Below are 964 nucleotides of genomic sequence, written 5' to 3' on the forward strand. Positions count from 1 at the left end.
GTAAGCAATTCCAAGATTTTATTGTGCGCAAACAAAAATATCAAAAGGATATGGAAATATTTGAGGACCGCAATAGTTACTCCAAAACGGATACAGATGCCACTTTTATGCGAATGAAAGATGACTACATGAAGAATGGTCAACTGAAAGCTGGGTATAATGTTCAAGTCGCGACGGAAGGTCAATACGCACTCGCTTATGATGTTTTTCCAAATCCGACAGACACGCGTACACTGATTCCATTTCTCGACAATATCGAAGAAAACTATTTTGAGTTACCAGAATTTATTGTTGCGGATGCAGGTTATGGCAGTGAACAAAATTATGAAGATATTATGAGTAATCGAAATAGAATTCCGCTTATTACATACAATCAGTATCGTAAGGAGAAGAAAAAGAAACACAAAAACAACGCTTTTCATGTAGATAATTGGGAATACGATGAAGAAGAAAATGCGTTCACATGCCCGAATGGAAAGAAAGTATTTTTTAGTCATGTATCTCATCGAACGGATAGATATGGATTTACACGAGAGTTCAACGTGTATGAATGCGAAGACTGTTCTGGTTGTCCTTTACGCTCTTTATGTACCAGAGCTAAAGAAGGAAACAATCGGAAAGTATTTCGAAATGAAAAGTGGGAATCTCAAAAAGAATATGTCAGAGAGAAGCTTTCAGATGAGAAAATTGGTGAAATTTACGGCAAACGTAAAATTGATGTGGAACCAGTCTTCGGATTCTTGAAGGCTAATTTGGGTTTCACTCGAATGTCCGTCAGGGGAAAAGAGAAAGTAAAAAATGAATTAGGATTTGCATTTATGGCGGTAAACTTAAGGAAGGTTACCGCCATAAAGAACAAATCCATGATAGATGATGGAAATAACCATACAAAAAAATGGTTCCGAGCAATTTTTAATGCTTGGAACCATTTTTTATACTATTTTGAGCTAGTTTTGTCCCAGCC

The 964-nt window shown here is 36.5% G+C and carries 1 protein-coding gene; it reads left to right on the top strand.

Annotation, left to right across the window (positions count from 1 at the left end; all coding sequences use genetic code 11):
* Positions 1–964, top strand: a 964-nt coding sequence (locus tag FHP05_RS15140; protein ID WP_230974022.1) for a transposase, incomplete at both ends; no start/stop codon positions are given.

Origin of the sequence: Cerasibacillus terrae (assembly GCF_008039555.1) — a bacterium.
Taxonomy (GTDB): Bacteria; Bacillota; Bacilli; order Bacillales; family Amphibacillaceae; genus Cerasibacillus; species Cerasibacillus terrae.